General features: G+C 60.1%; 24 protein-coding genes. 12 read left to right on the top strand and 12 right to left on the bottom strand.

Annotation, left to right across the window (positions count from 1 at the left end):
* Positions 1-61 precede the first annotated feature (61 nt).
* From AC1DPR_RS17370 to AC1DPR_RS17350, 5 genes are all read right to left on the bottom strand, one after another.
* Positions 62-682, bottom strand: a complete 621-nt coding sequence (locus tag AC1DPR_RS17370; RefSeq protein WP_018859180.1) for a YdeI/OmpD-associated family protein — start codon at positions 680-682, stop codon at positions 62-64.
* A 231-nt stretch (positions 683-913) separates the two neighbouring features.
* Positions 914-2,437, bottom strand: coding sequence for an exopolyphosphatase (gene ppx / locus AC1DPR_RS17365; protein ID WP_018116879.1), 1,524 nt, complete (start codon positions 2,435-2,437; stop codon positions 914-916).
* Between the two features lie 12 nt (positions 2,438-2,449).
* Positions 2,450-4,654: an RNA degradosome polyphosphate kinase gene (locus tag AC1DPR_RS17360; protein WP_026372047.1), complete on the bottom strand. Its 2,205-nt coding sequence runs from the start codon at positions 4,652-4,654 to the stop codon at positions 2,450-2,452.
* Between the two features lie 65 nt (positions 4,655-4,719).
* Positions 4,720-5,433 (bottom strand): DnaA regulatory inactivator HdaA, encoded by a 714-nt coding sequence (gene hdaA, locus AC1DPR_RS17355; protein WP_018859178.1) that lies wholly within the window; start codon positions 5,431-5,433, stop codon positions 4,720-4,722.
* Positions 5,426-6,550 carry an AI-2E family transporter gene (locus AC1DPR_RS17350; protein WP_018859177.1) on the bottom strand — a complete coding sequence of 375 codons (1,125 nt, stop codon included), beginning with the start codon at positions 6,548-6,550 and terminating at the stop codon, positions 5,426-5,428. Before AC1DPR_RS17350 ends, hdaA begins: the two co-directional genes overlap by 8 nt.
* 246 nt (positions 6,551-6,796) lie before the next feature.
* Between AC1DPR_RS17350 and purM the strand changes: the two genes are divergently transcribed.
* Both purM and purN read left to right on the top strand, forming a co-directional pair.
* On the top strand, positions 6,797-7,870 hold the full coding sequence (gene purM / locus AC1DPR_RS17345) for a phosphoribosylformylglycinamidine cyclo-ligase (RefSeq protein WP_477816808.1): 1,074 nt from the start codon (positions 6,797-6,799) through the stop codon (positions 7,868-7,870).
* Positions 7,867-8,541, top strand: a complete 675-nt coding sequence (gene purN, locus AC1DPR_RS17340; protein ID WP_169681050.1) for a phosphoribosylglycinamide formyltransferase — start codon at positions 7,867-7,869, stop codon at positions 8,539-8,541. Before purM ends, purN begins: the two co-directional genes overlap by 4 nt.
* A 106-nt stretch (positions 8,542-8,647) precedes the next feature.
* On the opposite strand, the gene AC1DPR_RS17335 is transcribed toward purN, so the two are convergent.
* The 3 genes from AC1DPR_RS17335 to AC1DPR_RS17325 form a co-directional block, all read right to left on the bottom strand.
* Complete coding sequence (locus AC1DPR_RS17335; protein WP_113470726.1) at positions 8,648-9,811, bottom strand: alpha-D-ribose 1-methylphosphonate 5-triphosphate diphosphatase; 1,164 nt, start codon at positions 9,809-9,811, stop codon at positions 8,648-8,650.
* A gap of 99 nt (positions 9,812-9,910) precedes the next feature.
* The gene (locus AC1DPR_RS17330) at positions 9,911-10,504 is read right to left on the bottom strand and encodes an NUDIX domain-containing protein (RefSeq protein WP_018859174.1); all 594 of its coding nucleotides are present in this window, start codon (positions 10,502-10,504) and stop codon (positions 9,911-9,913) included.
* Positions 10,501-12,639, bottom strand: coding sequence for a molybdopterin-containing oxidoreductase family protein (locus AC1DPR_RS17325; RefSeq protein WP_477816807.1), 2,139 nt, complete (start codon positions 12,637-12,639; stop codon positions 10,501-10,503). The genes AC1DPR_RS17330 and AC1DPR_RS17325 overlap by 4 nt, the downstream gene beginning before the upstream one ends.
* An 83-nt stretch (positions 12,640-12,722) precedes the next feature.
* On the opposite strand from AC1DPR_RS17325, the gene AC1DPR_RS17320 reads away from it, so the two are divergent.
* Entirely contained in the window at positions 12,723-13,592 is an 870-nt protein-coding gene (locus tag AC1DPR_RS17320; protein ID WP_113470724.1) for a 23S rRNA (adenine(2030)-N(6))-methyltransferase RlmJ, read from the top strand.
* Between the two features lie 58 nt (positions 13,593-13,650).
* Complete coding sequence (locus AC1DPR_RS17315; RefSeq protein ID WP_018116869.1) at positions 13,651-14,247, top strand: glutathione S-transferase; 597 nt, start codon at positions 13,651-13,653, stop codon at positions 14,245-14,247.
* Here AC1DPR_RS17315 and AC1DPR_RS17310 read toward each other — a convergent pair.
* Positions 14,220-15,143 carry a LysR family transcriptional regulator gene (locus AC1DPR_RS17310; protein WP_477816806.1) on the bottom strand — a complete coding sequence of 308 codons (924 nt, stop codon included), beginning with the start codon at positions 15,141-15,143 and terminating at the stop codon, positions 14,220-14,222. The two genes, AC1DPR_RS17315 and AC1DPR_RS17310, sit on opposite strands and share 28 nt — an antisense overlap.
* 113 nt (positions 15,144-15,256) lie before the next feature.
* Between AC1DPR_RS17310 and AC1DPR_RS17305 the strand changes: the two genes are divergently transcribed.
* The gene (locus AC1DPR_RS17305; protein WP_018859169.1) at positions 15,257-16,090 is read left to right on the top strand and encodes an oxidoreductase; all 834 of its coding nucleotides are present in this window, start codon (positions 15,257-15,259) and stop codon (positions 16,088-16,090) included.
* A gap of 72 nt (positions 16,091-16,162) precedes the next feature.
* On the opposite strand, the gene AC1DPR_RS17300 is transcribed toward AC1DPR_RS17305, so the two are convergent.
* Positions 16,163-16,795, bottom strand: a complete 633-nt coding sequence (locus AC1DPR_RS17300) for an outer membrane protein (protein ID WP_018116866.1) — start codon at positions 16,793-16,795, stop codon at positions 16,163-16,165.
* 362 nt (positions 16,796-17,157) lie between these two features.
* On the opposite strand from AC1DPR_RS17300, the gene AC1DPR_RS17295 reads away from it, so the two are divergent.
* From AC1DPR_RS17295 to AC1DPR_RS17275, 5 genes are all read left to right on the top strand, one after another.
* Positions 17,158-17,925 (top strand): SDR family oxidoreductase, encoded by a 768-nt coding sequence (locus AC1DPR_RS17295; RefSeq protein WP_026372045.1) that lies wholly within the window; start codon positions 17,158-17,160, stop codon positions 17,923-17,925.
* Complete coding sequence (gene uvrC / locus AC1DPR_RS17290; protein ID WP_113470722.1) at positions 17,922-19,961, top strand: excinuclease ABC subunit UvrC; 2,040 nt, start codon at positions 17,922-17,924, stop codon at positions 19,959-19,961. Before AC1DPR_RS17295 ends, uvrC begins: the two co-directional genes overlap by 4 nt.
* A gap of 110 nt (positions 19,962-20,071) precedes the next feature.
* Positions 20,072-20,662 (top strand): CDP-diacylglycerol--glycerol-3-phosphate 3-phosphatidyltransferase, encoded by a 591-nt coding sequence (pgsA, locus tag AC1DPR_RS17285; protein ID WP_018116863.1) that lies wholly within the window; start codon positions 20,072-20,074, stop codon positions 20,660-20,662.
* Positions 20,659-20,913: a molybdopterin converting factor subunit 1 gene (gene moaD / locus AC1DPR_RS17280; protein WP_018116862.1), complete on the top strand. Its 255-nt coding sequence runs from the start codon at positions 20,659-20,661 to the stop codon at positions 20,911-20,913. The genes pgsA and moaD overlap by 4 nt, the downstream gene beginning before the upstream one ends.
* A 1-nt stretch (position 20,914) precedes the next feature.
* Entirely contained in the window at positions 20,915-21,382 is a 468-nt protein-coding gene (locus AC1DPR_RS17275) for a molybdenum cofactor biosynthesis protein MoaE (protein ID WP_018859166.1), read from the top strand.
* Here the strand turns inward: AC1DPR_RS17275 and AC1DPR_RS17270 are convergent, their stop codons facing one another.
* Positions 21,383-22,279, bottom strand: coding sequence for a branched-chain amino acid ABC transporter permease (locus AC1DPR_RS17270; RefSeq protein ID WP_018859165.1), 897 nt, complete (start codon positions 22,277-22,279; stop codon positions 21,383-21,385).
* Positions 22,280-22,342: 63 nt separating this feature from the next.
* On the opposite strand from AC1DPR_RS17270, the gene AC1DPR_RS17265 reads away from it, so the two are divergent.
* Complete coding sequence (locus AC1DPR_RS17265; protein ID WP_029792498.1) at positions 22,343-22,894, top strand: CGNR zinc finger domain-containing protein; 552 nt, start codon at positions 22,343-22,345, stop codon at positions 22,892-22,894.
* Complete coding sequence (locus tag AC1DPR_RS17260) at positions 22,891-23,394, top strand: hypothetical protein (RefSeq protein WP_018859163.1); 504 nt, start codon at positions 22,891-22,893, stop codon at positions 23,392-23,394. The genes AC1DPR_RS17265 and AC1DPR_RS17260 overlap by 4 nt, the downstream gene beginning before the upstream one ends.
* Positions 23,395-23,462: 68 nt before the next feature.
* Here AC1DPR_RS17260 and ndk read toward each other — a convergent pair whose 3' ends face one another.
* Positions 23,463-23,885, bottom strand: coding sequence for a nucleoside-diphosphate kinase (gene ndk / locus AC1DPR_RS17255; protein ID WP_018116857.1), 423 nt, complete (start codon positions 23,883-23,885; stop codon positions 23,463-23,465).
* Between the last annotated feature and the right edge of the window lie 290 nt (positions 23,886-24,175).

Genomic DNA, 24,175 nt, shown 5'->3' with positions numbered 1-24,175 from the left:
CTCGGAAGGGCGGGGCTTCTTTGACCGGAATGCTCGATCTACGGACGTTCGAAAGTTCGGCTCAGCGCTCGGTCGCGCCCTTTCCGGCGATAATGTGATCGCGAAACTTCACAATGCGTGACGTGCGCGTAACGGACGTCTTCGCCCCGTTGAGATTGATCACGTAGCTCTTCTGTCGCCCGGGCGTCAATTCGTGAAAGGCTTCTGCAAGTTCAGGGTCGGAATCCAATGCCTCGACCAACTCGTCAGGCAATTCGAGTTCGCTTTCTTCCTTTGGCGGTTTAATGCCTGCCTCTGCATATCCCATCGCCTCCTTAAGGTAGGACAGGATGACAGGTTCCATCTTTGCCACTAGGGCGTTGTCCACAAAGCGGATCATGTCGGGATGCCGGGTATTCGGCCCCTGCTTCTCGAGAACGCCTTCGGAATCCTTCATGAGCGCTGCGTTGAAGAACGTGGCGCGAAAGTCGCTGCGAAAGGCACCGAGGATCACGATATTGCGGCCTTCGTGCATGTAGCAGGGATGCGCCCATTTCACCGTCTCGACGAGCCCGGCCTCGAGGCAAATTCGGCGAAGGTCGTTCAGGCCGTCGATCCATTGCCGCGTCGAACAGTCCGGAGTCGCAAAGCGCTCGCAGCGTCCGCATCCCTTCGTGAAGAAGTCCTCGATATCTGTGATCATGTCTCTGCCCGCATTTCGTTTGTGTCATTGGCCAGTTGAAGCATGTCAAACAGATACGTCAACCTCGCCGATAGCCGCCGGACTGCGCTACGCTGCATGCATCGGCAATATTGGCGGGCCAGGCATCGGGGCATGCGGTCTCCCGCTATCCGCAGCGAGCCTTCGGATCACCGGACGTCGATGGGCCATCCGTTGGTCGGCTTTCGCGGAACGTCAGTTCCGCGCCGAGTGCTATTCGAAGCGGAAAGCCAGACGCTTGTCCGCCAGCTTGGCAAGCTGCTGCAGCCGGCCATCGAGACGCTCACCTGCAAAGTCGTGATATTCCGCCGGCACTACGAACTCCAGGTCGAGATCGGGCTTGGACGATTTCTGGAAGGTGAGATTGCGCACGACGCCGGGCATCGATGCCGAAAAGAGATAGACGACACGCAGCAGGCCGCCGAGGAGCTTGGCGCGCTCGATAAATCGCGGCGTTGCAATCGTACCAAGAGGCCCCGTGGCGCCGTCGTCATAAGGCCCTTCGAACCTGTAGTAGTTCGTCAGCGCAATGAAGGCGCGGCCAGGATGGCTGATGCCGACAAAGGATGAGTGAGCGATAATGTTCAGCGCCTGCAGGCCGCGGTAATCGGGATGCGCGCGCCAGCTGATGTCGGCAAGCAGACACGCAGCCTGGCGATAGCGCGCCTCCTCTTCCGTCTCCGTGATGCCGAAATAGGGCATCATGCGGCCTGTCCAGTCCGCCAGCTCCCTGGCGTGTTCCGGCGAACGGGCGCGCAGAATGGCGAGTTCGCCAGCGGCCGCAAGCAGTGGATCGCTGCGGCGCTCGCTCTCGGAGAGCAATGAATAGAGGTAGCCTTCGCGCACGCCCTGCCCCGAGAACGAGATGACAGAGGGTTTCATCGCGCTCAGGACTTCCTTCATGGCAACCGCGCCGAAGGGAAGCAGCGCGCGGCGATGCTTCGAAACGGCCATCCACGCAGGATCCTTCGAGTCCTTGGCAATCTCCACCTGATCGAGGAATTGCATCATCGCATCGAACGGAACCTCATAACCCTGCATCATGTGCAGCGGATATTCCGTCATTTCCATGTGCAGCTTCGCGATGTTTCGCCAGGTACCGCCAACGGCATAGAAAGTGCGCCCAGCCCCCTTCGCCAGCAGCTTGGAACTTGTTTTCACATGCTTGCGAGCAAACGTCCTGGCCTTCTCCATCGAGCCGCCGGCATATTCGGACAGACGAAGCCCACCGAGCGGCAAGGTAACCCCCTTGCCGACTTCCTTGCCCTTGATGTCAATCAATTCCAACGAACCGCCGCCGAGGTCACCGGCAATACCGTCTGGCGCATAGAAGCCGCTGACAATGCCGAGGGCGGAGAATTTCGCCTCTTCCTCGCCGGAGAGAACGCGGACCTTGCGCTGAAGAATGGTCTCGGCCTGATGGATGAAGTCGGGGCCGTTCGATGCTTCGCGGGCAGCCGCGGTCGCGAGAACGTACATGGTGGCAGCGCGCGCCTGATCGGACAAAGCCTTGAACCGGTGCAAAGCCGCCAGAGCGCGCTCGACGCTTGCCTCGTCCATCTTTCCGGTCAGCGCGATGCCCCGTCCGAGGCCGCACAACACCTTTTCGTTGAAAAGGATCGTCGGCGATCGGGACATGCCTTCATAGATGACCACACGGATCGAGTTCGACCCGATGTCGACGACGGAGACCGGGGCAATACCGGGAAGGCGCCCCTGGGCTTCTGATTCAACCATGCAGGTCCAATATTACTTGTTGTTTCGGCCAGAAAGCAGACCGGCGATCAGCTTGGGTGCACTGGATTTCAAGGCTTCGCCACGGCCGGACAGGCTGGGGTTGGTCATGAAATACTGCTGCGCATTGAACGGCTCTTCGCCCTTGCGCACTTCCATGCGCCTTGACGTTCCGTCGGGCAATATCTCGTAGCTTTGCTGGTTGTCAATGATATTGCCGAGCATAATCTGTGACAGGACCTGCTCGTGAACCGTCGGATTCTTCAAGGGTACCAGCGTTTCGACCCGGCGATCGAGGTTACGCGGCATCATGTCGGCCGAGCCGATATAGACCAGCGCCTTGTCCGACGGCAGCCCGTGACCATTGCCGAAGCAGAAGATGCGGCTATGCTCCAGGAAACGGCCTACGATCGATTTCACGCGGATATTTTCAGAGAGACCGGCAACTTGTGGACGCAGGCAGCAGATGCCGCGGATCACGAGATCGATCTCAACGCCGGCGCGGCTTGCCGTGTAGAGCGCGTCGATGATCTCCGGGTCGACAAGCGAATTCATCTTCATCCAGATCGCCGCCGGCGCACCACCCTTGGCGTGTTTGATCTCCTCGTCGATGTGACGAAGGATTCGGGTGCGTAGCGTGTAAGGCGAGACCGCAAGCTTCATGCTTTCTTCCGGTTCGCCATAGCCGGTAATGAAGTTGAAGATGTTCGCCATGTCGTGGGCGACCACCGGATTGCACGTGAAGAACGACAGGTCGGTATAGATCTTCGCGGTGACCGGATGATAGTTACCGGTGCCGAGATGGCAGTAGCTGCGCAGCTTGCCCTCCTCCCGCCGGACGATCAGCGACATCTTGGCGTGGGTCTTGAGCTCGATGAAACCGAAAACGACCTGTACGCCGGCGCGCTCCAGATCGCGGGCCCAGCGAATATTTGCCTCTTCGTCGAACCGTGCCTTCAGCTCCACCAGAGCGGTGACAGACTTCCCGGATTCGGCCGCGTCGATCAGCGCACGCACAATCGGGCTGTCGTTCGACGTGCGGTAGAGCGTCTGCTTTATCGCCAGGACGTCAGGATCGCGCGCAGCCTGGAGCAGGAACTGGACCACCACGTCGAAAGACTCGTAGGGATGGTGAACCACCATGTCCTTTTCACGGATGGCAGCGAAGCAGTCGCCGGCGTGCTCGCGGACGCGTTCGGGAAATCGCGCATTGTAGGGGGGAAATCGAAGGTCGTCGCGCGGTGCCTTGGTGATCTCGGAGAGAGTGTTCAACGCAAGGAGGCCCGGCAAAACCGCGACGCGATTGTCGGGAACGTTCAGCGCCTGCACGACGAACTGGCGCAACGACGCCGGCATTTCGGAATCGGTCTCGATGCGGATCACCGATCCACGGCGGCGGCGCTTCAGCGCGGTTTCGAAGAAGCGCACGAGGTCTTCGGCCTCTTCCTCGACTTCGATATCGCTGTCGCGGATGATCCGGAACGTACCCGAGCCCTGCACTTCGTAGCCGGGATAGAGCCGGTGAATGAAGACGTTCGTCACGTCCTCAAGCGTGACGTAGCGGATCGTATTGCGATCATCCGGCAGGCGAACGAAGCGGTCGAGAGCCGGAGGCAGGCGCAGCAGCGCTGTCATCGGTTCGCGGCCGCTCTTGCTGACAAGCTGCAGGCCGATCGAGAAGCCGAGGTTCGGGATGAAGGGGAACGGATGCGCCGGGTCGATGGACAGCGGCGTCAACACCGGGAAGATCGCCTGCTCGAATTCTGTCGCGAGCCACGCGCGATCGGATTCGCTGAGAGCTCCCGGACGCACGATCAGGATGTCTTCCTTGGCGAGGTACTGCTGGAGCACGGCAAGCGATGCCTGCTGCTCCATCTGCAGATTGTCGATCTCCTGGAGGATAGCATCGAGCTGTTCGGCCGGAGTCTTGCCGTCCGGCGAGCGCATCATAATATTCTGACGTACCTGCCCTTCCAGACCGGCAACGCGCACCATGAAGAATTCGTCGAGGTTTGCGGCCGAGATCGACAGGAAGCGGACCCGCTCGAGCAGGGGATGTTCAGTGTTCAGCGTTTCCTCGAGAACACGGCGATTGAACTGCAACCATGAGAACTCGCGGTTGATGAAGCGCTCGGGGCTAGCCAGCAGTTCTTCTAGCGAAGGCGCAGTCTCATCGGTTTCCGGAGTGGGTTCGTGATGCTCCGTGACTGCGCTGTCCATGGTCTGATTGTCCCGTTTCATTCGGCCAAGCGAATTATATCAGTTTCACGACGGAACTGTGACAGTCAATCCGACGGTTCCGAATTACCCAATTCATTCAACACTTCAGCGGCCAGAGCTCGGGTAATCTTTGTGCCGCGAGAGAGGGCGAGCCGGTCCAGCCTGTCGACGATCGTCTGAGCCGTATTCAGCGATCGTTCCATCCTGACAACGATATAGAGGACCAGTTTGTCATCAATATAAAGCTGGCGGTCTGCAAACAACTTTACCATGACCTGCGACAGCAGTTCCTCGTCCGGCTCGCCAATCTCGACGACGGTCGCGGCCTTGAGGCGTGAGCGCAAATCCGGCAGCTCCACCGGCCACGACATGGGCCAGAGGCGGCTTGTCATCAGAAGGCTGTGGCCGTTCTCCCGCACGCTGTTGATGACATGGAAGAGTTCGTTGTCATCGAACCCTACCCGATCGACATCCTCGAAAAGCACGGGACCGTTCGCCGCATCAATAGCCGCGTTGGCGCCGGCCTTCGGATGGATCTCTACGGCGCCGCTATGGTCCTTCCAGATATTCGCGAGATGCGATTTTCCCGAGCCCACCGGACCGGCGAGGATCACCACGGGAGAAGGCCAATTCGGCCAGGCATCAACGATGGAGACCGCAGCGGCAAGCCGTTCCGAGATCAAGAGATCATCGCGCCCGGTCGCAGCATCGTGCGAAAAAGCCAAGGGAAGCTGCTCGACGGCGGTGCGCCTTGGACCAGCGTTTTTCACATCAGTCATTGGGATCAGCTTTTGTCTTGCCGACCTGGCCCTCTTTCGAGTGGCCGGCATAAAGATCGCTCTGAAGGTAGCGCGAAAGGGCAAAGCGGACAAGCACGCCAACGGCCGCTGCCGCCGGTACGGCAACCAGCAGACCGACAAAGCCGAACAGCGCACCAAAGGCAAACAGGGCGAACATCAGCCACACCGGATGCAGCCCGACACTGTGGCCTACCAGCTTCGGCTGCAGGATGTTGCCTTCCATGAATTGGCCACTGAAGAAGACCGCGAGCACCGCGCCGACCCAGATGTAGTCCGGCCAGAACTGAACGATGGCAACGCCGACGGCAAGAACAAGCCCCACCAAGGAGCCCACATAGGGAATGAAGCTGATCATGCCCGCAAACAGGCCGATCAACAGGCCGAAGTTCAAACCGACCAACGACAGGCCAACCGCATACCAGACGCCCAGGATCAGGCAGAGCGAGCCCTGCCCGCGGATGAACCCGGCGATCGCCTGATCGATTTCACGCATGATCTGGTGGACGTTCGCCACGTAGTCGCGGGGAATGTACTGATCGACCTTGGCGATCATGCGGTCCCAATCAAGCAGCATGTAGAAGGCCACGACGGGCGTAACGATCATCAGCGAGATCACGTTGACGACGGCAAGGCCGGAACTCCAGACCTGGCCGAAGAGACCGGTGAGCAATCCAAATCCCTGCGACAGGATTTCGGAGAAGTTGTTCTTGATCGTTCCGAGCTGGTTCCTCACCCAATCCGGCATGAGGGAGTTCTGCGAGTTCGTGATAAATGTCTGCAATTGCTCGATGTAGCCCGGCAGGCGACCGGCAAAGTCGCTGAACTGGCTCGCCAAGACCGGTATCAAAATCATCAGGGCCAGCACGATCATGATGATGAAGGCGATCAGTATGACGATCGTCGACATGAGGCGGCTCAGCCCAAGGCGTTCCAACCGGTCCGCGACCGGATCGAGGAAATAGGCCAGTGCCATCCCGGCCAGGAACGGCAACAAGATCGAGCTGAAGATGAAAAGGAAGCCGATGAAGAAGGCAAGAACGATCAGCCAGAAGATCACCTGGCGCTTCAGACCTGCCCCGCTAACCTGCTGTGGCATCACATTCCCCGCTGATCGACTGTCTCGATCTTTCGCATCATACAGATGCAACCTTTCGAGCACATAGGATGTGGCCGAGAGAATGGTCAACCCCGGCGCTAAAAATCCAGAGAGCCTGCGTCAAAAGAGCGGGAAATTGGGGCTTTTTCCATGCAATCCCTTGCATGTAGGCCCGTGTCATGCAATGGCGACCCAAATATTGAGGCGGTGACATTTCCCGCCCCCGCGCAGCCATCGGAGAGCAGTATGAGCCAGTCTGGAAAAAACGGCCTGACCTATAGCGACGCAGGCGTCGACATCGATGCCGGAAACCTTCTGGTGGAGAGGATCAAGCCGGCTGTGCGCTCGACGCGCCGTCCGGGCGCGGACGGCGAGATCGGCGGCTTCGGCGGTTTGTTCGACCTCAAGGCTGCCGGCTTCACGGATCCGGTTCTCGTTGCCGCCAATGACGGCGTCGRCACCAAGCTGAAGATCGCCATCGACGCCGATTATCATGATACCGTCGGCATCGATCTTGTCGCCATGTGCGTCAACGATCTTGTGGTCCAGGGCGCAGAGCCGCTGTTCTTCCTCGACTACTTTGCGACAGGCAAGCTCGATCCCGACCAGGGTGCGGCGATCGTCGAGGGCATTGCTGCCGGCTGCCGCGACGCGGGTTGCGCGTTGATCGGCGGCGAGACTGCCGAAATGCCGGGCATGTACTCCTCCGGCGACTACGACCTTGCAGGCTTTGCCGTCGGCGCTGCCGAGCGTGGCCAGCTGCTGCCGTCAGGCGACATCGCCGAAGGCGATGTGATCCTCGGCCTTGCCTCCTCAGGCGTTCACTCCAACGGCTTTTCGCTGGTGCGCAAGATCGTCGGGATTTCGGGCCTCGCCTGGGATGCCCCGGCTCCGTTCGCGGAAGACAAGAGCCTCGGCGAAGCGCTGCTGACGCCGACCCGCATCTATGTAAAGCCGCTGCTGAAGGCGATCCGCGAAACCAAGGCCATCAAGGCACTGGCGCACATCACCGGCGGCGGCTTCCCGGAGAATATTCCGCGCGTCCTGCCGAAGCACCTTGCAGCCGAGATCGACCTTACGGCCGTGAAAGTTCCGGCCGTCTTCTCCTGGCTGTCGAAGACCGGCGGCGTTGAAGCCAATGAAATGCTGCGTACCTTCAACTGCGGCGTCGGCATGATCGCAGTCGTTTCGGCTGAGAACGTCGCAACCGTCACTGCCGCTCTTGAAGCTGAAGGCGAGACGGTCGTAACGCTCGGCCGGATGATTGCCCGCGCCGAGGGCGCGGCCGGCACGCTCTACAAGGGTACGCTCGCCATATGACGACGTCACGCAAACGCGCCGTCGTCTTCATCTCCGGCGGCGGTTCCAACATGATGGCGCTGGTCACCGCTGCCAAGGCTGCCGACTATCCGGCGGAAATCGTCGGGGTGATCTCCGACAGGGCCGATGCCGGAGGGCTTGCCAAGGCGGCAGCCGAGGGCATTCCGAGCTTTGCCTTCGTTCGCAAGGATTATGCCAGCAAGGAAGCGCACGAAGGAGCGATCTTTGCCGCGCTCGATGAGCTATCGCCTGACATCCTCTGCCTTGCGGGATATATGCGGCTTCTGAGCGGCACCTTCATCCAGCGCTACGAGGGCCGGATGATAAATATCCACCCTTCCCTGCTGCCGCTGTTCACGGGTCTGCATACCCACCAGCGAGCGATCGACGCCGGCATGCGGATCGCCGGCTGCACCGTGCACTTCGTGACCGAAGGCATGGACGAGGGCCCGGTTATCGGCCAGGCCGCCGTTCCGATCCTCTCCAACGACAGTGCAGAAAGCTTGGCCGCCCGTGTGCTCACCGTGGAGCATCAACTCTACCCGCAAGCGCTGCGGCTCCTTGCCCACGGCAAGGTGAAGATGGAGGGCGGCAAGGCCGTCAGCACCGGCGCTGCGGCAGCGCCGGCGGAACGTAGCAGCGTTATCTCGCTGATCGGCGAAGGGGCCTAAAGCACGGCGCGATCTTTTGGTTTCGCTTGCCCTACTTTAGTTTTTTGCTTTCACGCATGTGTTTGTCCTGAAAGCGGTTCCCACTTTCGGAGACATGCTCTTGGCCTCAGGCGGCAAGCGCCCGAGGCTGGTGCAGGGTGCCGTCGCTGTAAACGAAACGGCCTTTGCGGAACGTCGCGCGGATGCGGTGCACGTCGCCGGCTTCAACAACCACGAGATCCGCCTGCTGCCCAACGGCGATCTCGCCGCGATCCAGAAGACCTGCGGAACGCGCCGCATTACCGGTCGCCATGGCAACGGCGTAAGGCAGGCTCGTGCGGTCGGCAATCTTGAAGATACCGGGCACGAAGGCCGCGGGATGATAATCGGCAGCGATGACGGTCAGCAGGCCAGCGGCCGCTGCATCGATCGCACTGAGATTGCCGGACATGGACTGGCCGCGCAGGGCGTTCGGAGCCCCCATCAGCGTCCAGAGACCGCGATGCCGCGCTTCTTCCGCCGCCGGAAGCGTCACCGGAAATTCGCTGATCGTGACACCGAGATCGTGCATTTGCGCGACCTTCTCGGCGCTATCGTCATCGTGGGAGGCGAGCGACAGCTTGTGTTTCAGGGCGAGATCGACGACCTGTTTCAGCTTGATCTCGATCTCCGGATTGTTGCGCATCTCGATGCGCTTGGCGACCATCTCGGCGGCCATCTCCTCGGAAATGGCCCGGCGCTCGGCAATGCTCAGGATGTAGCTCTGGATGTTGTTATACTGCCCCTGCCCCGGTGTATGGTCGGTCAGCGAGACCATGTCGACGTGGCCGGCTTCAAGCAGCTTCTCGAGCGCCGGCGCGGCACCGAGGTTGGTGATCTCATAGCGCGCATGGACGCGGTGATCGATAAGCAAATCATCCTGGAGTCGGTTGATACCCTCGATGACGGCCGAGGTGGTCTCAAGCGAGCGGACATGGCCGTAGACGCTTTCCGTTGCGAAGGAGACGGCGGCAAACGCCGTCGTGACGCCTGCAGCGGCCAGCTTCTTATCCAGTTCATGGATGCTGAAATCGATCGGCATCGGCGCATTCGGGCGCGGCGCGATCTCGCGCTCCACCATGTCGCCGTGAAGGTCCACGAAGCCCGGCATCAGCAGGCGCCCACCACCATCGATTGCGGCGTTGGCGACCGGTTCCGGCCTGATTTCAGCGATTACGCCGTCCTCGACGCGCACCGAGCCGCGGCTCACGATCTCATCTGGAAGGACGAGAGTAAAATTGCTGAGCCACATCGGTTTTTCTCCAAGCGCGTATTTATGACAAGGCGGAGCGCATAGCGCTGATTCATGACATCGGTATGAACGACGAACCGCGCATGATTGAACCTGCGGCTATCGCAGCGACCCGCGGTTCAATGTGGCCCATTGCAGCAACGCAATCGTCTTCAGATCAACAAGTTCCCCACGCTCGATCATCGCCATCGCCTTGTCGAGCTGCACTTCCAGAACTTCGATATCTTCGTGCTCGTGAGCAAGGCCGCCGCCATCCGATACCCGATCGGTGGTGTCGAACGTCGCGGCGAAGAAATGCAGCAGTTCCATGCTCGAGCCCGGCGAACTGTAGGCCTTGAAAAGGAAGCGCACATCGCGGACGCGAAAGCCGGTTTCTTCTTCAGCTTCGCGGCGGATCGCCACTTCCGGGGCATCACCATCCAACAGCCCTGCCGGGGCTTCGATGACCCAGGCCGGCTCACCATGCAGGAAGACCGGCAGCCGGAACTGCCGCACGAGGACAACGGTGTCTCGCTTCGGATCGTATAGCAGGATCGTCGCCGCCGGCGTGCGATGGTAAACCTCGCGCTGCAGCCGATGCGTCTCGCCGTCGGAATCCGTATAGTCGATCTGGAAGTCGCTCAGGCGCGTCCAGCCGTTCGAGAGCGTCTTTTCATCAACGATCTCGGCTTTTGCCTTGTCAAATTTCGTCATGCAACATCCCTGCGGAGCCAGACCTTGTTGTCGTGGACCGCCGCGCCGCCATAGGGCGCGACCGGATCGGCGCCGGTCAGCACGTTGATCCCTTCACCGTCGATATGCGCCTTGTTCGGCCAGAGGCCTTCGGCAATCAACACGCCCGGCTTGACCTCCTCGGTGACGCGCACATGGATCCGAAGGTCGCCACGGTTGTTTCCGATCCGCACGAGGTCGCCATGCTCGATGCCGCCTGCCGTCGCATCGGCGGGGTTCATCATCAGTTCCGGCCGCCCTTCCTTCTGGCGCGAGGTCTTCGTCTCGGAGAAGCTGGAATTCAGGAAGTTGCGCGCCGGCGACGTTGCCAAGCGGAACGGATGCTCGCTATCGGCAAGCTCGATAACATCGACCTGATCCGGAAACGCCGGCAGCTGCTTGTATGGTCCGAGAGCACCGACAGCGGCCGGCGGCTTGTTCGGCGCAGGGCCGTCGACCCAGTCCGGGCGGAAATGGAACTTGCCGTCAAGATGCGCGAAGCCCTTGAGGAAATGCGCATCCTCGAAATCCGGCTGACGGTCGAACCATTTGTGTTCGAGGAAATGGTCGTATCCCGGCAGGTTGCCGGCTTCGAGAAGCCGATCGATCATTTCGCGGGCCGTGAAACCGAAACCGGGGCGATCGGCGACACCGAGACGCTTTGCCAGTTCTTCGATCACGAACAGGTTCGTCCGGACGGTCTCCGGCGGCTCAACCAGCTTAGGGCCGAGCAAAATGTGGTTCTGGCCCCCGGCGCGATAGATATCGTCATGCTCGACGAACATCGTTGCTGGAATGACGATGTCGGCCATCTCGGCCGTCTCCGTCATGAACTGCTCGTGCACCGCGACGAAGAGGTCCTCGCGAGCGAAGCCGCGTTTCACCAGCCGTTGTTCGGGGGCGATGTTCACCGGATTGGTGTTCTGGATCAGCATTGCCGTCACCGGGCCGCGATGGCGGAGCGCCACGGCATCGCCAGTCAACGCGCGGCCGATCTGCGACTGGTCGATCATGCGGATATCCGCATCCTTCATCGCCTTGCCGGTCAGTTCCGCATTGTTCATGCGGAAGATATCGCTGTTGGAATGGAAGGCACCGCCGCCTTCGTATTGCCAGGAGCCGAGCACCGTCGCGATCGAGGCCGCCGCATGCATGGCAACCGCGCCATTGCGCTGGCGGGTAAAGCCGTAGCCGAGGCGGAAATAGGTCTTCTTCGTTATGCCGACGAGGCGCGCGAAGGCTTCGATCTCATCGACGGAAAGGCCGGTGATGGCGGCGGCCCACTCGGGCGTCTTCGTCCTCAGATGCGCTTCAAGGCCGGCAGGATCGTCGGCATACTTTGCCATGTACTCGCGATCGGCATAGCCGTCGCGGAAGGCGATGTGCATGACGGCGCATGCCAGCGCGGCATCCGTACCCGGCTTGACGATCAGCGCCATGTCGGCCTGCTTCATCGTCGGATTGTCGTAGATGTCGACCACGACGATCTTGGCGCCGCGCTCCTTGCGGGACTTGATCGCGTGGGTCATCACGTTGACCTGGGTGGACACCGCATTCGTACCCCAGATCACGACGCAATCGGTGCCGCCCATCTCACGCGGGTCGGGTCCGCGCAGCGTTCCCGTCGCCATGGTGAAACCGGTCCAGGCCGGGTTGGTGCAGATCGACGAGAAGAAGCCGGAATAGCGCTTGGCGTGGCGCAGGCGCTCGATCGAGTCGCGCTGAACCCAGCCCATCGTTCCGGCGTAGAAATAGGGCCAGATCGCTTCGCTACCGTCCCTGGCTTCCGCCTTGACGAAGGCTTCGGCGATTTCATCCAGCGCATCGTCCCAGGAAATCTGCTGCCACTGCCCTGCCCCCTTGGCGCCTGTTCGGCGCAGCGGGTGCATCAGCCGGTCCGGATGATAGAGGCGCTCGGCGTAGCGCGCGACCTTCGCGCAGATCACTCCCGAGGTGTAGCTGTGATTGTTTGCTCCGCGCACACGGCCTATGCGGCCATCGTCGCCGATCTCCACCTCCAGCGCGCAAGTGGAGGGACAGTCGTGCGGACAGGCGGTGTGACCGAGCCTAACATTCGACTTGGCGGATTTGGCGTGAATGGGGGTCGCAATGTTCATGGCTTTTCTATATTCGAACCGGAAACCGGCCAAAAGCCACAAATGTCGTCGATCAGGTGAATTCATCACGGGCATCAGCGAAAATGAACTACCGCCATATCTACCACGCGGGCAATTTTGCCGATGTGCTCAAGCACGCCGTCCTGGCGCGACTGATCCGCTACATGCAGAAGAAGGATGCGGCCTTTCGCGTGCTCGACACGCATGCCGGCATCGGGCTTTACGACCTCTCCTCCGAGGAGGCTCAAAAGACCGGTGAATGGAGCGAGGGCATCGGCAAGCTCCTGGACACAGAGCTTGCTCCACAGGTCGCCGAGTTGCTGGAGCCCTATCTATCCGCCGTGCGTGAGCTAAACGCGGAGGGCGGCATCCGCCTTTATCCCGGCTCTCCAAAGCTCGCCCGCATGCTGTTTCGACCGCAGGACCGGCTCTCCGCGATGGAATTGCATCCGGAGGACTTTGCCCGGCTGCATCGGCTTTTCGAGGGCGATCATCAGGTGCGGATCACCGAGCTCAACGGCTGGCTCTCGCTCGGCGCACACCTGCCGCCGAAGGAGAAACGCGGCATCGTCCTGGTCGATCCGCCGTTCGAGGAAGATGGCGAATACGAACGCCTTGTGGATGGTTTGGCGAAAGCCTATCGCCGCTTCCCCGGCGGCACCTATTGCCTGTGGTATCCGCTGAAGAAGGGGGCGCCGATCAAGGAATTCCACGAGGCGCTGCAGGCCCTCGACATTCCGAAGATTCTCTGCGCCGAGCTCATCGTCCGCAGCGACCGGGGGATCAATGGATTGACCGGCTCCGGCCTGATCATCGTCAATCCGCCCTTCACGCTGAAGGACGAGTTGCATGCGCTTCTACCCGCGCTCAAGGACCATCTTGCACAGGATCGCTACGCGTCGCATCGAGCGTTTTGGCTGCGCGGCGAAACCAAGGCGGCAAAGGACGATTGACCGACTCTAGCTGGCGCGAAATAGTCGCGCCAAGACATGACCGTATGGAAGAATGACCATGAAGATCCTTTGCGCACCGACGTCTCCCTATTCCAGCAAGGTGCGCATGGCGGCGCGCTATCTGGAGCTCGACGCCATCGAAATCCGAGTGGATACCAATGCCGGCCCGGCGATCCTGGTCGATAACAATCCGCTCGGCAAAATCCCGACACTGCTAACCGACGATGGGCTGTCAATCTTCGACAGCGTCGCGATCATGCACTATTTCGACCGGCTGAAAGGCAAGAAGCTCTACCCTGCCAAGAACGGCAAGCGGACCGAGGCGGAAATCCTCGAGGCACTATGCGACGGTATCTGCGATTGCCTGCTGGCGATCGTTTATGAGCGGCGCTTCCGCGACGAGGAAAAGGTCCACCAGCCGTGGATCGACCGGCAGTGGAAGAAGGCCGTCAGCGGCTTGAACCATCTCAGTGTGCACCTGCCAAAGATCGGCAAGCGGCTGCACGGCGGCCACTTCGCGCTTGCCGCCACGCTCGGGTATCTCGATCTGCGCTTCAAGGAACAATGGGAAGCCGATCATGCCGAACTGATCGGCTGGGGCCGCGAATTCGAAAAGAAGTTTGCCGCCTACGGCGAACTGAAACCCCAGACCTGAGACGTTCCTTTGTCGGCCCTGACGAAATCGATGAAGGCCCGGAGCGCCGTCGGCAATTGCCGGCGGCTCGGATAATAGAGGAAGAAGCCCGGATAGAAAGGGCACCAATCTTCCAGCACGCGTATCAGCCTGCCCTCTGCGATCGCCGCTTGCGCCTGCTCTTCGAAAAGGTATCCGAGACCGCAACCGCGCAGCACGGCATCCTGGATAATGTCCTGATCGCCCAATGTCAGGGGACCACTGACTTCGATCTCCAGTTCGATGYCGCCGCGCTCGAACTCCCATCGATAGAAGGCGCCACCGGCAAAGCGGTAGCGCACGCATTCGTGGTCACGCAGATCGTGCGGCGTCAACGGACGGTTCCGGCTCTCGAAGTAGCTCGGCGCGGCAACTACCGCAAAACGGTGGCGCGGACCGATCGGCACCGCAATCATATCGGCCTCGATGCTTTCGCCAAAGCGCACACCGGCATCGAAGCCCGATGACACCATATCGATCAGTCCGTCATCGATGACAATCTCGACCTCGACGGATGGATAGGCCTTCAGGAAACGAGAGACGATCGGCAACAGCACAAGCTTGGTGGAGACCCGCGCCGCATTGATGCGCAGCTTGCCATGCGGTTGGCCGCGGAAGCTGTTGAGATCGTCGAGGGCTGCATCGATGTCGAGGAATGCCGGTCGGATGCGGTCGTACAGTCGCTCGCCGGCCTCGGTCAGAGCTACGCCACGGGTCGTCCGGTTGACAAGGCGGACTGCCAACCGTTCCTCGATTGCCCGCAGCGCGTGACTGAGGGCAGACGCCGTGACACCCAGTTCGACCGATGCCTTCCTGAAGCTTCGGTGGTTGGCGATCGCCAGGAAAATCGCAAGATCGGTCGAACGGACACGTTTCATTGATGAATTTTTCTCAGCACCCTATGAAACACAACGTAAATTCTCTCAATTATGCCAATACGCTACCTTCACTCCGTAAGCAAATCGCAGCGCAACGGACAAAGGAGATCGTCATGCGTGTTTGGTTCATTACAGGGGCATCGCGTGGTTTCGGCGCCCTCATCGCCCAGGAAGCTCTCAATGCCGGCGACGCCGTTGTCGCTACGGCGCGTAACCCGAAGGGTCTTGAAGAGAAATTCGGCAATCATCCCAATCTGCTCGCCGTGTCGCTTGACGTGACGGACGAAGCCTCGGCGCACAAGGCAACTGAAGCAGCCGTCAAGCGCTTCGGCAAGATCGACATCCTGCTCAACAATGCCGGTTTCGGCCTGCTCGGCGCCGTGGAAGAAGCAACCACTGAGGAGATCGAAAAGCTCTACGCAACAAACGTCTTCGGCCTGCTGAAGGTCACCCGCGCGGTCCTGCCGCACATGCGTCGCCAGCGCTCGGGGCAGGTGCTGAATATCTCGTCCATCGGCGGCTACGAGTCGCATGCCGGCTGGGGTATCTATTGCTCGACCAAGTTCGCGGTCGAAGGTATCTCCGAGGCTCTCGCTGCTGAAGTGGCCCCACTCGGCATCAAGGTGACGGTCGTCGAGCCCGGCTTCTTCCGCACCGACTTCCTCGACGAGAGCTCACTGGCCGTTAGTCCCAGCTCGATTGCCGACTACAAGGAGACGCCGGTCGGCGCGATGCGCGAATTCGCAGCCGGCCATAACCACCAGCAGCCCGGCGACCCTGCTCGATTTGCCAAGGCGATGGTCACGCTGGCGCATTCGGACAATCCTCCGCTGCGCATGCCCTTCGGGAGCGATACCGTGGCGGTGATCGAAGCCAAGAACGCCCATGTCGCCAAAGAACTCGCTGCATGGCGTGAGCTTGCCGTCTCGACTGACTTTCCCAAATAGGCCGCAAGCAGTTCATCGCAGAAACAAAAAAGCCGGGCTGGGAACCCGGCTTTTCCGCATTCGATGTTCGGCTTAGAACTTGACGCCGATACCGACCTTGACGCTGTGCTCGTCGTAGCCACGCGAAATGTTCGCGCCGCCGACGTGGAAGTCGCTGTCAGCGTAGTTGGTGTAGCGGTACTCGACACGGGCCGTGATGTTGTTGGTGACGAAGGTTTCCGCTCCTGCACCAACCGTGTAGCCGAGCGACGTGTCAGTGTCGGAGCCAGCGGCGTTGCTGAACTTGTTCTTGGTCGCAGCGAGACCGGCCGTGCCGTACAGCAGGAACGGATTCAGGTCGTAGCCGATACGGCCGCGGATCGAGCCGTTGACTTCGTTCTTGCCTTCGCCGCCGCCAGCAGCGCCGTCAGCACCGGAATAGCCGATGTCGGCTTCGGCACCGTAAACGATCTGGCCAGCCTGCCAGTTGTAGCCGGTGTAGACTTGGCCGCCGAGCGCACGCGCGTTGTACTTGTTGCCAAAGCCGCCCATGTTGTAGGTGCCGGCACCACCGAGGTAGAAGCCCTGCCAGTTGGCAGCGGGAGCCGGCTCATTCTGTGCAACCGGAGCTTCCGGGATCTGATCAACGGCATCGGCTGCATAAGCGGCGGAAAACCCACCAAGGGCAACGGTCGAAACCAACAGGCTAGCAATAAACGTACGCATACTCGTCTCCTTTCAGACCCGCGCCCTTCGTCAACTGTCCTACAGCGAAGCATTCGCGGGTTATTACAAATGTCCCTTGCGGTTCGGAAGGGAAATTGATGCCCAATTGAGGATTTGAAAGAGCCAAATTGTGATTTGATTGTGGCGCGGGGGCGGCTGAAATTCGATGTTGCTTTGCCGCAACAGACTATTTGTTAACCATAATGAATGGTTAAATCATGAATACTTATTTTACGGAATTATATTCTTAAATAATACATACAATAATTCCGGCAACATCGCAATGAAAACGGCTATTTATCTCATCTTCTCCCGCGCCTATATAAGCAGCGAACAGAGTTGCGCGGCGAAAAGGCATTATTTTGAACAAGAAAAGACTTCGAACGGCGCTGGTGACGGGGGCGGCGAAAAGAATAGGCCGGGCAATCGCTTTGGATTTGGCTGCGAATGGCTTTGCGGTCGCAATCCATGCCAGCCGCTCGATTGAGGAGGCCGAGAATTTCGCGGCGGAATTGCGGCAAAACGGTTCCCGGGCGATTGCCGTAAGGGCAGACCTTACGGAAGTTGGCGAGACGAGCGACCTGATAAAAAGGGCATCGGAAGCGATCGGGCCAATCGATCTCCTCGTCAACAACGCCTCTGTTTTCCACGAGGACTCCGTCCGCCACATCGATGCCGACGCCTGGGACGAGCACTTCGCGGTCCATGTTCGCGCCCCCTCGATTCTGTCGGCCGGCTTTGCGGCGCAATTGCCCGACGAGACGGATGGTCTCGTCGTCAACATCATCGACCAGCGCGTTTGGGCCCTGCGGCCGAGCTTCTATTCCTACACACTGTCTAAGTCCGCCCTGTGGACGGCGACGCAGACCATGGCGCAGGCGCTCGCGCCGCGTATCCGTGTCAATGCGATCGGTCCCGGCCCCTCGATGCCGAGCGAGCGACAGTCGCAAGAAGACTTCCAAGCGCAGGTTTCAGCGCTTATCCTCAAACGAGGGCCGCAGCTCGGGGAATTCGGCAAAACGATTCGCTTCCTCTACGAAACGCCCTCGATCACCGGTCAAATGATTGCCCTGGATGGCGGCCAGCATCTTGCCTGGCAGACGCCCGATGTGGCGGAGATTACGGAATGAATTCAAGAAAGCTGCCGGATGGCGGCGTTCTTTACGACGAAACGGACGACGCAGACGACGAAATCGAAGTGGAGAGCGACGTCTCCGCTGCGCCCACCACGACTGCGATCGATTGGAACGAAGGCGGGGTGAACGAAACCGGCCTCGTCGGCGCCGACCTGATCGCCGAATTCGTCAAGCGACTGCCCAACAGCCCTGGCGTCTACCGCATGTTCAACGAAGCCGGCGACGTGCTTTACGTCGGCAAGGCCCGCAGCCTGAAGAAGCGCGTCAGCAACTACGCGCTCGGGCGCGTGCACTCCAACCGGATCGCCCAGATGGTACGGCTGACGGCGAACATGGAGTTCGTGACGACCCGCACCGAGACGGAAGCGCTGCTGCTTGAAGCGAATCTTATCAAGCGCTTGCGGCCTCGTTTTAATGTGCTCTTACGTGACGATAAGTCGTTTCCCTACATTCTGATCACGGGGGACCACCGCGCCCCGGCCATCTTCAAGCACCGCGGCGCCCGCGCTCGCAAGGGCGACTATTTCGGTCCCTTCGCGTCAGCCGGCGCCGTCGGTCGGACGATCAACTCGCTGCAGCGCGCCTTCCTCATCAGGACTTGTACCGACAGCGTCTTCGAGACGCGCACCCGCCCCTGCCTTCTCTACCAGATCAAGCGCTGTTCGGCGCCATGCACGCATGAGATCAGTGACGAGGGCTACGCCGAGCTCGTGCAGGAGGCCAAGGATTTCCTCTCCGGCAAGAGCCAGAAAATCAAGGAGCATATGGCCGAGGCGATGAATGTCGCTGCCGAGGATCTCGACTTCGAACGCGCCGCCGTCTACCGCGACCGCCTGGCTTCGCTGTCGCATGTTTCCAGTCACCAAGGCATCAACCCCGCGGGCGTGGAAGAGGCGGATGTCTTTGCGATCCATCATGAGGGCGGGATCTCCTGTATCCAGGTGTTCTTCTTCCGCACTGGGCAGAACTGGGGCAACCGCGCCTATTTCCCGAAGGCTGACCCGCAGCTCTCGGCTGCCGAGGTGTTGAACGCCTTCCTCGCGCAGTTCTACGACGACAAGCCGGTACCGAAGCAAATCCTGCTGTCGGAGACCGTCGAGGAACTCGAACTGCTCGCTGCCGCGCTCGGCGAAAAGGCCGGACACAAAGTATCGATCCTCATTCCGCAGCGCGGAGAGAAACGTGACCTCGTGGAGCACGTGATTGCCAATGCCCGCGAGGCGCATGGCCGCAAACTCGCTGAAACCGCGTCGCAATCGCGGTTGCTCGAGGAGTTCAAGGAGACCTTCAAGCTTCCCTATGTGCCACAGCGCGTCGAGATCTACGACAACTCGCACATCATGGGCACCAATGCGGTCGGCGGCATGGTCGTCGCGGGACAGGAAGGCTTCGTGAAGAGCCAGTACCGGAAGTTCAACATCAAATCGACCGACATCACGCCGGGCGACGACTTCGGCATGATGCGCGAGGTGATGACACGACGCTTCTCGCGTCTGCTGAAAGAAGAAGGCATTCCCGATCGCAGCCAACCGGCATCGCCGGCGGATGCCGCCGACATGCCCTTCCCCGCTTGGCCCGACGTCATCCTGATCGACGGCGGCCAGGGACAGATGACGGCCGTGCGTGCGATCCTTGAGGAATTGGGGATCACCGACAGTGTGATCGCCATCGGCGTTGCCAAGGGCGTCGACCGCGACGCCGGGCGCGAGCGCTTCTTCCCACCGGGACGCGAGAGCTTCACGCTGCCGCCGCGCGATCCCGTACTCTATTTTATCCAGCGCATGCGCGACGAAGCGCACCGCTTCGCCATCGGCTCGCATCGCGCCCGGCGCAAGAAGGAGATGGTCAAGAACCCGCTTGATGAGATCGGCGGGATCGGACCGTCGCGCAAGCGCGCCCTGTTGCAGCACTTCGGAACCGCGAAAGCGGTCTCCCGCGCCGCTTTGTCCGATCTGATGACCGTCGAAGGCATTTCGGAGACCGTCGCCAAGCTGGTTTATAATCATTTTCATGATGACGCCGCGAAATAGGTGGCGTCAGTCGCAAATTCCACGCAAAGGCAGCGAAAAAATAGAAAGAATGTTGACGCTTTACGCTCAAAGCCGTCATCTACGAGCACATAACTTCAGAGACATGTTTCATGGCATCGCGCGCATATAATATACCGAACCTGCTGACCTATGGCCGCATTCTGGCAGTACCGTTGATCGTGCTGTGCTTTTTCCTCGAAGGAAAGCTGGCGATCAGCAATACGGCACGATGGGTGGCGCTGTGGATCTTCATCATCGCGTCGATCACCGACTTTCTCGACGGCTATCTCGCCCGCATATGGAACCAGACGTCGAACATCGGCCGAATGCTCGATCCGATCGCCGACAAGCTGCTGGTCGCCTCCATTCTTCTCCTGGTAGCGGCCGACCAGACGATTGCCGGTTGGTCGATCTGGGCTGCAATCACCATTCTCTGCCGCGAGATCCTGGTCTCCGGTCTGCGCGAATATCTGGCGGCCCTGAAGGTCAGCGTGCCCGTGACACGGATTGCCAAGTGGAAGACGACGGTGCAGCTGGTTGCGATCGCGTTCCTGCTCGCTGGCCCTGCTGGCGACGAAATCTTCCCATACACAACGAAGACCGGCATCGGCCTTCTCTGGATCGCAGCACTGCTGACGATCTATACCGGCTATGACTATTTCCGGGCGGGCCTCAAGCACATCGTGGATGATGAAGAATGACAAAGCTCGTCTATTTCGCCTGGGTGCGCGAACGGATCGGCAAGGCCGAAGAAGAAATGACCTTGCCCTCTTCCGTCGTTTCCGTTGCCGACCTTCTGAATCATTTGAAGACGATGGGCGAAGAATATGAGACCGCGCTTCAGTTTCCAGACGTCATCCGCGTCGCGGTCGACCAGGAGCACGTCGAGCATGACGAACCGATCGGCAACGCCAGGGAGATCGGCATCTTCCCGCCGATGACCGGAGGCTGAAGTGAGCAGCAAGGTCGAGCCTTATATTCGCGTCCAACGCGAGGACTTCGACCTTCAGGCGGAAGTCGATCGGCTCAGTACGCAAACCAGCGGCATCGGCGCGATCGTCACATTCTCGGGCCTGTGCCGTGACGAAGGCGGCAAGCTTGCAGCACTCGAACTCGAACACTATCCGGGCATGGCCGAGGCCGAGATGAGCCGGATCGCCAACCTTGCGATCGAGCGCTTCGGGCTCCTCGGGCTGACCGCCATCCACCGTTACGGCAAGATCGCCGCACGGGAGAATATCGTGCTTGTCATCGCCGCGGCGCCGCATCGGCAGGCCGCGTTCGATGGCGCGAACTTCGTGATGGACTATCTGAAGACAGCCGCTCCCTTCTGGAAGAAGGAGCACGGCAAGGATGGTTCGACGGGCGGATGGGTCGCGGCCAAGGATGCGGATGACGCTGCCCGCGACAAATGGAAATAGTCAGGGTATCGCCCGCTCCCTCCGGCTGAGGACGAGAAGAAGCACGAGCAGCGAGAACACCACAAGGTCACGCCAGAGATAAGGGCCGTAAGCGCTCCACATCGTCTCCGCGACACCGAGACCGGCGGCACCGCCGGCCGACTTCAACGGATCTGAATATCCGCCGACGGCTGCCACCATCAGCACCTTGAGGCCGAACATCAGGCCAGCACCGAAATCCATCGTGCCGTAATAGAAGGTCGCAAGAATGCCGCATGCCGTGGCGATCAGGGCAGCCGCCGCGTAGGCGACGAGAAAGACGCGATCGGCGCTGGTGCCACATAATTCTGCGGCCAGGGGATCGTCGGTCACGGCCCGCCAGACGCGGCCCCAGGAGGTCAGCCTCATGACGGCAACGCCGAGCGCGATCATGGCGCACATCAATGCGGTATTGATCAGCTGGATCTCAGTGAGCGTCACCTTAAACGCCCCGTCATTCCAGAAGACGACGACGCTGTTCAGGAACGGCGAAAGCCATAGGCTCTTGGTGTCGGATGCGAGCCTCGCCGTCTCCATCAGCACGATGGTGATGCCGAGCGCCGCGACGATCACGGTGTTCGACGACTGGCGAACCAGCGGCAGCATGATGGAACGGCCAATCCAGACCGAGGCCAGCATCGAATAGATGAGCGAGAACAGAGCCCCCAGCGCCAGCGCAGCCGGCAGGATCAACCAGAGCCTGTTGTAGCCAAGATCCGTGAAAAGCAGGAGAATCTGGCCCGAGAACGCGAAGATCGCGCCATAGGTGATGTCCGCACGCTTAGTGACCCCGAAGGCGACGGCGTAGCCAAAGGCAAGCGCACCATAGAGCGCAGCCAGCGGTACCGCGTTCGCCAATTGCTGCAGCAGATAGGCCATCAAAAGCTCCTGATTGCTTAAATCATAACTAGCAAAACTTATTTTACCAGTTATATTTTCATCATGAGCTTTGCCTGGACCCCACACCGCTTTTCCGGAGGCGCATTGGCGCTGGATGTCGCCAACAGCGTCGTGCTTCGCCATGACGGGGCGCGACGGATCGACCGTTTCGAAGCACCCGCTCAACTGGAAGCCTTTCCGCAGGCAGCGGCGGAATTCTGCGCTGAGCGGGCGCTCTTCGGCGACATGGCCGCTCCGGCCCCACAGAACAAAAGAAACTTTCTGGAGTTGCGCGAGGCGACGGACAGGTATTTCCGGACTCGTGTTTCAGGCGAAACCGATGACCGGCTGCTCGCCGATCTTCTGGAAGCGCTGGCGCGCACGTTGCGTGGCGCCAATGGAGCAAACGGCCTTGATGCGGCAACAGCCCATTCGGTGTTGCGGCTGATCGCGATGCCGGATCCCGAGCGCATGAAGATCTGCCGCAACTGCGGCTGGCTCTTCATCGACCGGAGCAAGAACAGAAGTCGCGCCTGGTGCGACATGGCGGTGTGCGGCAATCGCGCCAAGGCGAGCCGCCACTATCGCCGCAGGAAAGAGGAGGAAGCGCCATGAAAGCGCTGTTGATGGCCGTTTCCGTTGCAGCCGCAATGCTGACGGGATGCCAGCGAGAGACCGACAAGCTGGTCGAGATCAGCGGTCGCGTCTTCGTTTTCAACTACAGGATCGCGGTCGCGACCTATGTCGTGACCCTGAACAAGAAGGCGCCGATACCGGAAGGCACCGTCGCCATCGCGGAGTTCGAGAACCCGGCGGGCGGTGACGTGCTGGTCACAAACGAAAAGATCTATCCGTTCTGGGACAAGATCACGCTGCAGAGCCCCGCACTTCATTGCGTCAAGAAGGATAAGCCTTACGCGGTGAACGTTCGCCTCGTCGATGCCAGGGGCGAAACCTTGCAGAGCCTGAAGACCGAGGTGATCTCCAGCCTCGATCAGTCGGTCATGCCCGGCAAGCCCCTCGTCGTTGGGCCGCTCTATACGAAGAACCCCGAGGTTTTCAAACCTGACGGCACCGTGGACTACGATACTGCCGCAACCTGTCCTTCAACGTAGAAAAGCCGGAGCAAAGCCCCGGCTTTCAGTCAATTCAAAAGCTTCAGCGGTTTCGCTGAGAGCCTGAATCAGCCGACGATTTCGGTGTCGGAGAACCAGTACTTGATTTCCTGGGCAGCGGTTTCCGGAGCGTCCGAGCCGTGAACCGAGTTTTCGCCGATCGAAAGGGCGTGAACCTTACGGATCGTGCCTTCGTCAGCGTTTGCCGGGTTGGTCGCACCCATGACTTCGCGGTTCTTGAGGATGGCACCTTCGCCTTCCAGAACCTGAACGACGGTCGGGCCGGAGGTCATGGTTTCAACGAGTTCGCCGAAGAACGGGCGTTCCTTGTGAACGGCGTAGAAGCCTTCAGCTTCCCGCTTGCTCATCCAGACGCGCTTGGAGGCGACGACACGCAGGCCGGCATCTTCGAGCATCTTGGTAATAGCGCCCGTCAGGTTGCGCTTCGTTGCGTCCGGCTTGATCATCGAGAAAGTGCGTTCAATCGCCATGGGTCAAATTCCTTTATTTCGTGGGAAAAGTGGGCGGTGTTTACCCGCCCGATAGCCTGAAAACAAGTGGGCATGGGCAATTTCACGCGCCTGTCATGTAACGATTGCCCCTCGTCGACTGATAGCAACGTCTCCAACACGCGCTTCGCCACACGATACCGGTTCCGCTACAACCAACATCCAACGTCCGCCAGGACAGTAAATGTCAGATGGATACGCTCCATTAACCGCGTTTCACTGTTCAGCGCCACAATTCAACTACAAACGACCGAATTTAAGCTATTTTTAGC

The organism is Rhizobium sp. 01T417, from assembly GCF_056398905.1.
This window is presented reverse-complemented; position numbering and strand designations above follow the sequence as displayed.

Excerpts from the sequence above, each read along its gene's own strand:
- AC1DPR_RS17370 (WP_018859180.1), bottom strand. The coding sequence starts at position 682 with ATGATCACAGATATCGAGGACTTCTTCACGAAGGGATGCGGACGCTGC.
- ppx (WP_018116879.1), bottom strand. The coding sequence starts at position 2,437 with ATGGTTGAATCAGAAGCCCAGGGGCGCCTTCCCGGTATTGCCCCGGTC.
- AC1DPR_RS17360 (WP_026372047.1), bottom strand. The coding sequence starts at position 4,654 with ATGGACAGCGCAGTCACGGAGCATCACGAACCCACTCCGGAAACCGAT.
- hdaA (WP_018859178.1), bottom strand. The coding sequence starts at position 5,433 with ATGACTGATGTGAAAAACGCTGGTCCAAGGCGCACCGCCGTCGAGCAG.
- AC1DPR_RS17350 (WP_018859177.1), bottom strand. The coding sequence starts at position 6,550 with ATGCCACAGCAGGTTAGCGGGGCAGGTCTGAAGCGCCAGGTGATCTTC.
- purN (WP_169681050.1), top strand. The coding sequence starts at position 7,867 with ATGACGACGTCACGCAAACGCGCCGTCGTCTTCATCTCCGGCGGCGGT.
- AC1DPR_RS17335 (WP_113470726.1), bottom strand. The coding sequence starts at position 9,811 with ATGTGGCTCAGCAATTTTACTCTCGTCCTTCCAGATGAGATCGTGAGC.
- AC1DPR_RS17330 (WP_018859174.1), bottom strand. The coding sequence starts at position 10,504 with ATGACGAAATTTGACAAGGCAAAAGCCGAGATCGTTGATGAAAAGACG.
- AC1DPR_RS17325 (WP_477816807.1), bottom strand. The coding sequence starts at position 12,639 with ATGAACATTGCGACCCCCATTCACGCCAAATCCGCCAAGTCGAATGTT.
- AC1DPR_RS17320 (WP_113470724.1), top strand. The coding sequence starts at position 12,723 with ATGAACTACCGCCATATCTACCACGCGGGCAATTTTGCCGATGTGCTC.
- AC1DPR_RS17315 (WP_018116869.1), top strand. The coding sequence starts at position 13,651 with ATGAAGATCCTTTGCGCACCGACGTCTCCCTATTCCAGCAAGGTGCGC.
- AC1DPR_RS17305 (WP_018859169.1), top strand. The coding sequence starts at position 15,257 with ATGCGTGTTTGGTTCATTACAGGGGCATCGCGTGGTTTCGGCGCCCTC.
- AC1DPR_RS17300 (WP_018116866.1), bottom strand. The coding sequence starts at position 16,795 with ATGCGTACGTTTATTGCTAGCCTGTTGGTTTCGACCGTTGCCCTTGGT.
- uvrC (WP_113470722.1), top strand. The coding sequence starts at position 17,922 with ATGAATTCAAGAAAGCTGCCGGATGGCGGCGTTCTTTACGACGAAACG.
- pgsA (WP_018116863.1), top strand. The coding sequence starts at position 20,072 with ATGGCATCGCGCGCATATAATATACCGAACCTGCTGACCTATGGCCGC.
- moaD (WP_018116862.1), top strand. The coding sequence starts at position 20,659 with ATGACAAAGCTCGTCTATTTCGCCTGGGTGCGCGAACGGATCGGCAAG.
- AC1DPR_RS17270 (WP_018859165.1), bottom strand. The coding sequence starts at position 22,279 with ATGGCCTATCTGCTGCAGCAATTGGCGAACGCGGTACCGCTGGCTGCG.
- AC1DPR_RS17265 (WP_029792498.1), top strand. The coding sequence starts at position 22,343 with ATGAGCTTTGCCTGGACCCCACACCGCTTTTCCGGAGGCGCATTGGCG.
- AC1DPR_RS17260 (WP_018859163.1), top strand. The coding sequence starts at position 22,891 with ATGAAAGCGCTGTTGATGGCCGTTTCCGTTGCAGCCGCAATGCTGACG.
- ndk (WP_018116857.1), bottom strand. The coding sequence starts at position 23,885 with ATGGCGATTGAACGCACTTTCTCGATGATCAAGCCGGACGCAACGAAG.